This is a genomic window from Arthrobacter sp. TB 23 (assembly GCF_000294595.1).
Taxonomy (GTDB): domain Bacteria; phylum Actinomycetota; class Actinomycetes; order Actinomycetales; family Micrococcaceae; genus Arthrobacter_D.
In genome coordinates, this window is the sequence record NZ_ALPM01000011.1 from 1 (window position 1) to 8,603 (window position 8,603).

9 protein-coding genes are annotated in these 8,603 nt (G+C 61.8%); 3 read left to right on the plus strand and 6 right to left on the minus strand.

The features are described 5' to 3' along the window. From B384_RS17325 to dinB, 5 genes are all read right to left on the minus strand, one after another. A partial coding sequence (locus tag B384_RS17325; protein WP_019481344.1) for a hypothetical protein occupies nt 1-533 on the minus strand: 533 nt, incomplete at its 3' end. After that, nucleotides 530-1,537: a 16S rRNA (cytosine(1402)-N(4))-methyltransferase RsmH gene (gene rsmH, locus B384_RS0101345; RefSeq protein WP_019481345.1), complete on the minus strand. Its 1,008-nt coding sequence runs from the start codon at nt 1,535-1,537 to the stop codon at nt 530-532. The genes rsmH and B384_RS17325, both read right to left, overlap by 4 nt. Nucleotides 1,538-1,735: 198 nt before the next feature. After that, nucleotides 1,736-2,167: a division/cell wall cluster transcriptional repressor MraZ gene (gene mraZ, locus B384_RS0101350; RefSeq protein ID WP_019481346.1), complete on the minus strand. Its 432-nt coding sequence runs from the start codon at nt 2,165-2,167 to the stop codon at nt 1,736-1,738. A 344-nt stretch (nt 2,168-2,511) separates the two neighbouring features. Beyond that, a complete protein-coding gene (locus B384_RS0101355; RefSeq protein WP_026040879.1) occupies nt 2,512-2,889 on the minus strand; it encodes a DUF3040 domain-containing protein in 378 nt (125 codons plus the stop codon). 225 nt (nt 2,890-3,114) lie between these two features. Then, entirely contained in the window at nt 3,115-4,272 is a 1,158-nt protein-coding gene (gene dinB / locus B384_RS0101360) for a DNA polymerase IV (RefSeq protein ID WP_019481348.1), read from the minus strand. 163 nt (nt 4,273-4,435) lie between these two features. Here dinB and B384_RS0101365 point away from each other — a divergent pair, with 163 nt between their 5' ends. Then, on the plus strand, nt 4,436-5,560 hold the full coding sequence (locus tag B384_RS0101365; RefSeq protein ID WP_019481349.1) for a polyprenyl synthetase family protein: 1,125 nt from the start codon (nt 4,436-4,438) through the stop codon (nt 5,558-5,560). Between the two features lie 31 nt (nt 5,561-5,591). On the opposite strand, the gene B384_RS0101370 is transcribed toward B384_RS0101365, so the two are convergent. Beyond that, nucleotides 5,592-5,945, minus strand: a complete 354-nt coding sequence (locus B384_RS0101370) for an Rv2175c family DNA-binding protein (RefSeq protein WP_019481350.1) — start codon at nt 5,943-5,945, stop codon at nt 5,592-5,594. A 263-nt stretch (nt 5,946-6,208) separates the two neighbouring features. Between B384_RS0101370 and B384_RS0101380 the strand changes: the two genes are divergently transcribed. Then, complete coding sequence (locus B384_RS0101380; protein ID WP_019481352.1) at nt 6,209-7,594, plus strand: lytic transglycosylase domain-containing protein; 1,386 nt, start codon at nt 6,209-6,211, stop codon at nt 7,592-7,594. Between the two features lie 82 nt (nt 7,595-7,676). After that, on the plus strand, nt 7,677-8,603 hold a 927-nt coding region (locus tag B384_RS0101385), incomplete at its 3' end, for a protein kinase domain-containing protein (RefSeq protein ID WP_024476056.1).

Here is an 8,603-nt window from a genome sequence, read left to right on the forward strand (position 1 = left end):
GTTGCAGCGGCTGGTGCGTCGGCTGCAGACGCTGCAGCTTCCTCCCTTGGAGGGGCCTCGACAGCAACCGCGACGCCAGCCGTGGACACCTCGGGGGCGGCGATGAGCGCCAATGGCTCGCCGCCCTCCTTCGCAGCCTCGGGACTACCTGCAATTTTCATCGAATCTACATCAATGGAGCCGAATCCAGGGGAGGCGACCATGCCGAGTTCCCGGGCTTCCGCAGCGAGGTTCTGTGGCGCATTGAGGTCTTCCATTTGTTGGGTGAGCGCCTGGTTCTCCTGATTCAGGGCGATCTGCTGGTTACGCAGTTCCACAAGTTCATATTGGCTACTGGAGACCGAGATATTGAGCATCAGAACCGTCACCAGAGCGCCGACCAGGGCGATCATGCTGAACACCGCGAAGGGGATCCGACGCCGGGCCGGTCCGGCTGGCACCAGCGAGAGCGGCGTCCGGACCTGCTGGGAGGATCCGCTTCCCGTTTCGGGGGTAGCCAGCGGCGCGTAGGATTCAGCGAGTTGCTGGCTCATGATGCATTCCTGTCTTTGGTGCTTCGAGTGTTCTTGATTCGTTCTACTGCGCGCAGCTTTGCCGATGCCGCCCGCGGGTTTTCTTCAATTTCCTGCTCGGTCGGGGCTTCGGTGCCCTTGGTCAGCGACTTGAGGTAGGGCTTGTGCTCCTCGAGTTCCACCGGAAATCCGACTGGGGCTGAGGAGCGGGTACCGGCGGTGAAGGCAGCCTTGACGATCTTGTCCTCGAGCGAGTGGTAGGACATGGCCACCGCCCGCCCGCCGAGAATCAGTGAGTCGACGGCGGCGGGAATTGCCCGTTCGAGCACGGTCAGCTCCTCGTTGACTTCGATCCGGAGCGCCTGGAAGGTCCGTTTGGCCGGGTGTCCCCCGGTCCGTGCCGCCCCTGCGGGGACCACGGCGCGGATGACGTCGACCAGTTGGCCTGTCGAGGTGAAGGGGGTGTCACGGCGGGCGGCGACAATGGCCGATGAGATCCGGCCAGCGAACTTCTCCTCACCCCAGGCACGAATAATGCGGAGCAGGTCCGTCTCGGAGTACACGTTGACGACGTCTGCTGCGGTCTGCCCAACGCTGGTATCCATCCGCATGTCCAGTGGCGCGTCATAGGAGTAGGCGAATCCCCGGTCACGTTCGTCCAGTTGGAGGGAGGACACTCCCAGGTCGAAGAGCACACCGTCAACAGCGTCGATGCCCAGATCCTCGAGGACCTCGGGAAGCTCGTCATACACCGCGTGGACCAGATCGGTTCGCCCCGAGAAGGTTGCGAGCCGTTCGCCGGCCAGGGCAAGTGCCTGCAGATCGCGGTCAATCCCGACCAGGTGTGCCTGCGGAAACCGTGCCAGCAGGGATTCGGAGTGCCCGCCCATGCCCAGCGTGGCATCGACGACCACCGGCGTACGGCCGGCAGCTACCGCGGCGAGGAGGGCTGGTTCGAGGAGCGAGATGCAGCGTTCACGCAGTACCGGTACGTGCCGTTCACCGGTAGGGCGATCGTCGCTCATCCATTCGCTCCTTCCTCAGTGTTGCCTGCTTGGTTGTCTGTACAACACGTTTCTTGAGCCAGATCCCCATCCGACCAGGCGCGGTGCCCGCCTGGCTCCGGGGAAGGTGAGCCAGGTGGAACGTACGCCGGGCGGCTGGAGATCTCGTCCAAGAAGCCGTCCTGCATTTCGTGCGGTACTGCGTGGTGATGTGCGGTACTAGAAGAGACCCGGGAGAGCGTCCTCGTCGGTTTCGGAGAACGTGTTCTCCTGCTCCGCCAGATAGTTGTTCCAGGCCGTGGCGTCCCAGATCTCAGCACGGCTGCCCGCGCCAATCACTGCAAGTTCCCGGTCCAGTCCCGCATAGGTCCGAAGCGCCTGAGGAATGGTGATTCGTCCCTGCTTGTCGGGGACCTCATCTGAGGCCCCTGACAAAAACACCCTGCTGTAATCACGGGATTGCCGTGACGACAGCGGTGCTGTCCGCATCTGTTCGTGAAGCTGTTCAAACTCGCGCTGACTAAAAACGTAGATGCACCGTTCTTGCCCCCGGGTCAGCACCAATCCGTTGGATAGTTCCTCCCGGAACTTCGCTGGAAGGATCAACCTGCCCTTTTCATCGAGACGTGGCAGATGGGTTCCGAGGAACATCTGCCACCGCCCATCCAATCCGGAAAGCACCTCGCGGCACCACTACGCTCTTATAACCACCACTTTACTCCACATCCCTCCCCCGTCAATCCATTTAGGGGTTCCGACGCGATGAATTTCCTGGCAGTTCCCTGTATCGGCGGGACTGGAGCGCGGTGGTGGGAAGTGGAGGGATTTGAGCCGCCACAGCACACCCGGTCCTGACGATCCGGCCTCAGGGCGAGAAAAACGCCCGTTAAACGCCGATAGACCCGACTATGCGGGTCTATCGGCCAAGCAAATGATTGGGATTTACGCCAAGTGGATGAAAGTGGAGGGCGCTGGCGGCCGACCGATTGGCAACGTTAGGGCTGTTCGCGCTTGCGCTCGTCCCACTTCTCTTCGAGGGTGCTCAGAAAGCCTCCACTACGATTGACGGGCGCCGTTTTAATTCCCTGAGGCATTGGCGCTGATTCGGAGCCCTTGCCCCGGCTGGTGGCGTAATACACTCCAGCTCCCATGACCAGGAATCCTGCGACGCCCACCAGAATAATCTGGTTCGCTACGCCCAGCAGCAGAATCAAAATGCCTGCGACCGTCATCAACGCGCCGATGACGATCCTGCGCGTTGAAATCGTCCGCTGGGGGCTCGACGCCATCGAGCTGGCAAACTTTGGGTCGTCGTCGTGAAGCTGCTGCTCCAGCTGATCAAGCAGCCTCTGTTCGTGTTCCGAGAGTGCCATCACTGCCTCCATACTGATAATTAATCCTGGTCCCTCACCTCAACTAACGAGTACCTGATCAATCCAGTTCCCTACGACGGCATCGTCGCTGAGAGTGTTCCAAATTGACCGGCGTAGCTTGTTGATGTTGGCCTGTGCTCTAAGGATAGAGCGCAATGCCCACAAGGGAAAGTCGCAGCCCTGTCGGGTGGAAATCAGGGCTGCCAGCGTCCTTCAGGGAGGCGTTCAGGGAGCCGTATCGGTCGGTTTTCGAAACAGCTGGGCTGGCTGGATAGCCGACTTACCAAACTTCCGATTGACCTCATCGAGAGCCGACTCGGCGAGCCGCCAGTTCTCGTCCCGTCGGTCGATGGTGAGCTGATGCCCCAGTCCCGACGATGGCTCCAGCTGGTCCGCCCGCACTCCCACCAGCCGGACGCTCATGGGACGCTCCCCCAGTGCTGCCAGCAGCGATATCGCTGCCGCATAGATGGCATTCGCGCTGTCAGTAGGTTCGCTTAGCCTTTTGGTCCGCGTCAGCGTCGAGAAATCCGCGTAGCGCAGTTTGATTGCGACTCCGCCGCACTGAAGATGGGCTGATCGAAGCCTCGCCGCCGTCCGATGAGACAACCGAAGCATTTCGGTATGCAAGGTGGGATCGTCGCTGACGTCGGCAGCAAATGTCTCTTCGGCACCGATGGTCTTCTCCTGGCGGGTCACCGTCACGGTGCGCGGATCCCGACCCCAGGCGAGATCATGGACGTGCTGCCCGGAAACACCTAACAGCTTGCGCAGGGAAGATAGTGGGGTGTGCGCGAGGTCCTCCACGGAGCGGATCCCCAGCCGCGCCAGTACTTCCTGCGTTTTGGCGCCAACACCCCAGAGCGCTGACACGGGAAGGGTGTGCAGGTACGCCACAGTCTCCTCCCCCGGGATAACCAGCAGACCGTTGGGCTTCGAACGGGTCGAAGCAATCTTGGCAACAAATTTGGTGGTCGCAGCCCCCACACTCGCCGTAATTCCAAGCTCCCGGCGAATCGTTGTTCGAATCAGCTCACCAATTTCGCGCGGCCCACCGAGCCGACGCATCGACCCCGCAATGTCCAGGAAGGCTTCGTCGACGCTGAGCTGTTCCACCAAGGGAGTGATGGTTCCAAAGATCGACATCACACCATGTGAGACTGCCGAATACTTCTCATGATGGGGTTCAAGCACCACCCCCTGCGGACATAACCGCATGGCGGCCGACATCGGCATAGCCGAGCGGACTCCGAACCGCCGCGCCTCATAAGATGCTGACAGGACCACCGACCGGCCGCTGGGCGAACCGACAATCACCGGTGTGCCCACGAGGTCCGGACGATCCAGTAATTCGACAGCCACATAGAAGGCGTCCATGTCCACATGAAGGATGGTGCACTCTGCATCTGGGAGGTTAGTCCTGGGCCCGGCTGTCACAGTCCAATCGTAGCCAGTCAGTAGGATGGAATAACCCACAGACCAACCGGCCGGCGGAATGCCCGGCGCACCCCCACGCGGAAACCTATCCGCACACTGAGGAGAGCCAATGACCGACCGGACCCCCTTCGTCGAGGACGCCTCAGTCGCTCAGCTAATCGCTGACGAGCAGTCCACGTACCGCGCCGAGGTGACGAGAGGCCTTGGCCTCTTCCTCACGCGCCAACAGGCAATCCTCGGGGATATTGCCGATGATGCGCTGGAGCTGACTGCTGCTATTGGCCGACTGACTTCGGGTGGCAAGAGGCTACGCGCCTCACTCTGCTATTGGGGATTTCGAGGGGCCGGAGGATCCTCGGATGCACGCGAACCGGTTTTGGCCGGCGTCGCGCTTGAACTCTTCCAGGCGGCCGCGCTAATTCACGACGATGTAATTGACCGCTCCGATACCCGACGCGGCTCCCCCAGCGTGCACCGGCAGTTCGGAACGCTCCACGAGCGAAACCGCTGGCATTTAAGTTCGGACCGGTTTGGAGTATCTGCAGCTGTGCTGACCGGCGATATGTGCCTCTCCTTCAGCGAAGAACAGTTCTCGGATATCGGCCCTGGTGCGGCGTCGGGCACTGCGGCCCGGTCAATCTTCAACCGGATGCGCACCGAGGTGATGGCTGGCCAGTACCTGGACCTACTGGAAGAAGCGGTGGGGCCGGACCGGACGCCGGACGACGCCGCCGCGCGGGCACTGCGGATTGTCAGGTATAAATCTGCCAAGTATTCGATCGAGCACCCGCTTGGCCTTGGCGGCGCCCTGGGTGGTGCCGGCGCAGCACAGTTGGCTGGCTACTCGGCCTTCTCACTTCCGCTGGGTGAAGCGTTCCAGCTTCGGGACGACGTCCTGGGAGTGTTCGGCGACCCAACTGTCACGGGGAAACCCGCTGGGGACGATCTGAGGGAGGGGAAACGGACCCTACTCATCGCCAAGGCGCTTCAGAACGGGAGTCCGCGGGACCAGGAACTGATCAACAGCACCCTGGGCCAGGCGGATCTCGACGACGATGGGGTGTCACGACTGCGCGACGTCATTGCCTCTTCGGGAGCGCTGGTCGCGGTCGAGTCGCTGATTGCCGAACATTCAGAATCGGCAGCCCAGGCGCTAAAACGCCTGGAACTGGATGCGGTGTGCCGGTCGGCCCTTGCCGGGTTGGCAACCGCTGCGGTGAGCCGGTCAGCTTAGGCGGTAAACCCGGGCGATGACGAGTCCTGGCTTACCAGGCGGCGGCCTGGGCCCGTCGGCGAATTTCGGTTTTGCGGCCTTCGCGCAGCGCGTCGATAGGTCGTCCGGGCAGTGACTCGTCGGGGGTGAACAACCACCTGACAATATCCTCGTCGCTGAACCCGGAATCAGCGAGGACGATGATCGTCCCCTTGAGACTGTCAACTACTGCACCCTCGAAGATGAACTCCGCGGGGACGCTCCTGACGTTTCGTTCGGTGCTGCGGAGCGCGATTAGCGATTTCTCATCGAGCAGGCCGTGGACCTTGGTGATGGGCACATCCAACTCAAGTGCCACCTCCGGAAGGTTCAGCCAGGCGGGCACGAGTTCTTCGAGTTCATTCACCCCCTAAGGGTGCCAGATGTGAGGGCATCCCTCCACTTCTTGATCCGACACGCCGGCGATCAAGTAACGGGTTTGAACGGAACTATTGTGCTAGGTGACATTTAGTGTAGATTCTCATGAGTCACACCAGTAACACTAACAACATCAGACTCTCGCGCACCATCAGATGTTTTTGAAAGAGGTCCCCGACGGGCATGCCCGTCGGGTCTCCATTCGGCCATCGGCGCGGCCCGTACCGTTGACCATAGATGAGGATTTTGACCATGACTGCCCAGCGCTCATCATCGCCGCTGTTTAAAACCCGGGCCCAGGCCCCAGGTACCCGCATTCCCAACCGTTTCAATGTGGCGGTATCCACTGCCGCCATCCCCGCTGTACTGCTCTCCGCCGTCGCACTCGCGCAGCCAGCCGCTGCCGCACCCGTGACTGTGAGCTCACAGCAGGTTCCCCGCCTCGCCCCTGCCGTGACCGCTCCTGCGGGCCTCACCATCCCGGCGAGCACTATTGCGACCCGCATCCCGACCTTCCTGGCTCCGGCCCAGAGCGCCCCGAAGACCTACACCGTGCAGGCCGGCGATACCATCAGCGGGATCGCACTGAAGCTCGGCCTGGAAACCGGTGCCGTCCTCAAAGCCAATGGTCTGGGTGCAAGCTCGATCATCTACCCGGGTCAGAAGATCAAGCTCACTGGCGCATCCTCCAGCACGCCCGCTGCCAAGCCGGCAAACGACACGAAGCCGTCCTCCGGCTCTTCCTACACGGTGAAGGCCGGTGACACGCTGAGTGCCATCGCTGCCAACCACGGTGTCAGCCTGGGCACCGTGCTGGATGCCAATTCCCTGTCGATGTCATCGATCATTCACCCGGGCCAGAAGATCAAGCTGGGCGGTTCCGCTGAGGTTTCGGTTGCATCAACCGAAATCGCGCCTGCAGCGCCGCAGTCCGCCAAACCTGCCGCCAACGGCGGCAAGTACACGATCAAGGGTGGTGACACCCTGGGCGCCATCGCTGCCAAGCACAACGTCAGTCTTCGCGATCTGCTCTCAGCCAATGCCCTCAGCGCCACCACCATAATCCACCCCGGCGCCAAGCTGACCATCCCAGGCAAATCGGCGCCGACGGCGGAAGCAGCACCGGCTGCCGAGACCGATACGCCAGCAGATCTGGTCCCGTCCACCTTCCTGCACTACACCTACCCGCAGCACGTGGTATCCGAAGCAAACCGCAACAAGCACCTGCTCAACTCCCTGCCGGTCCCCGGCAACGAAGCCATGAAGACCATCGTTGCTGACACTGCACGTTCCATGGGCGTCGACCCGAGCCTCGCCCTGGCCGTGTCCTTCCAGGAGTCGGGCTTCAACCAGCGTGCGGTTTCGCCTGCCAACGCCATTGGTGCCATGCAGGTCATCCCGATGTCCGGTGAATGGGCCTCCGACCTTGTGGGACGCAAACTGAACCTGCTGGACCCCTACGACAACGCGACCGCCGGCGTAGCGATCCTGAAGTCGCTGATTCGCACCAGCGCCAGCCTTGAGGAAGCCATCGCTTCCTACTACCAGGGCCAGTACTCGGTGACTACCCACGGGATGTTCAGCGACACGAAGAACTATGTTGCCGCCATCAATGCCCACCAGGCGAACTTCCGGTAGCAACGCCATCGGACGGCCGTGAATCGGGGTGGAATCGGGTGTCGGTTCCACCCCGTTCCATGTGTGCACTTAGGATCGAAGGGTGCAGGGACGGCAGAATGACCCACTGGTTGGCTCAGTAGTAGACGGGCGATATCTCGTTTTGTCGCGCCTTGCCAGAGGCGGCATGTCGACCGTCTACCGGGCCACCGACCAGCGGCTCGATCGCGATGTGGCCCTCAAAATCCTCTATCCCCATCTCGCTGAAGACTCGAGTTTCCTCGATCGCTTTGAACGCGAGGCAAAGTCCGCCGCACGCCTGTCCCACCCGCACGTGGTCGGTGTCCTGGACCAGGGCGTCGAAGATTCCCCTGACCGCTCGCTGGCCTACCTGGTGATGGAATATGTGCCGGGGAAAACCCTCAGGGACCTGCTGCGGGAAAAGGGCAGGCTCACCCCACGGCTGGCTCTGGCCATGATGGACCCTGTGGTGGAAGGGCTTGGCGCCGCACACGACGTCGGGTTGGTCCACCGGGACGTCAAACCGGAAAATGTTCTTCTAGCGAGCAACGGCCGGATCAAAATCGCTGACTTTGGCCTGGCGCGGGCCGTTTCCACCACCACCAACACCGGCACCCTGATCGGGACGGTGGCCTATCTGTCCCCTGAATTGGTCACCGGCGGGGGCGCTGACGCCCGGAGCGACATTTATTCTGCGGGTATTGTCCTCTTTGAGCTGCTGACGGGGAAGCAACCATATACCGGGGATGTCCCGATCCGGGTAGCGCTCCAACATGCCAACTCGACCGTCCCGGCGCCGTCGAGCTTAGTCCCGGGTCTCGCGTCGGACATTGACGAGCTGGTGCAGTGGTGCACGGCTGTGGACCCTGAGGACCGACCGATCGACGGGAACGCCCTGCTGGGTGAACTACGACATATCCGGACCACCCTCACTGACGAGGAACTGGATTTCGAATTGCCCGTGGGCTCTGATCACGCCGCAGCAGCAGACCAGACCGGTGCCACCCCG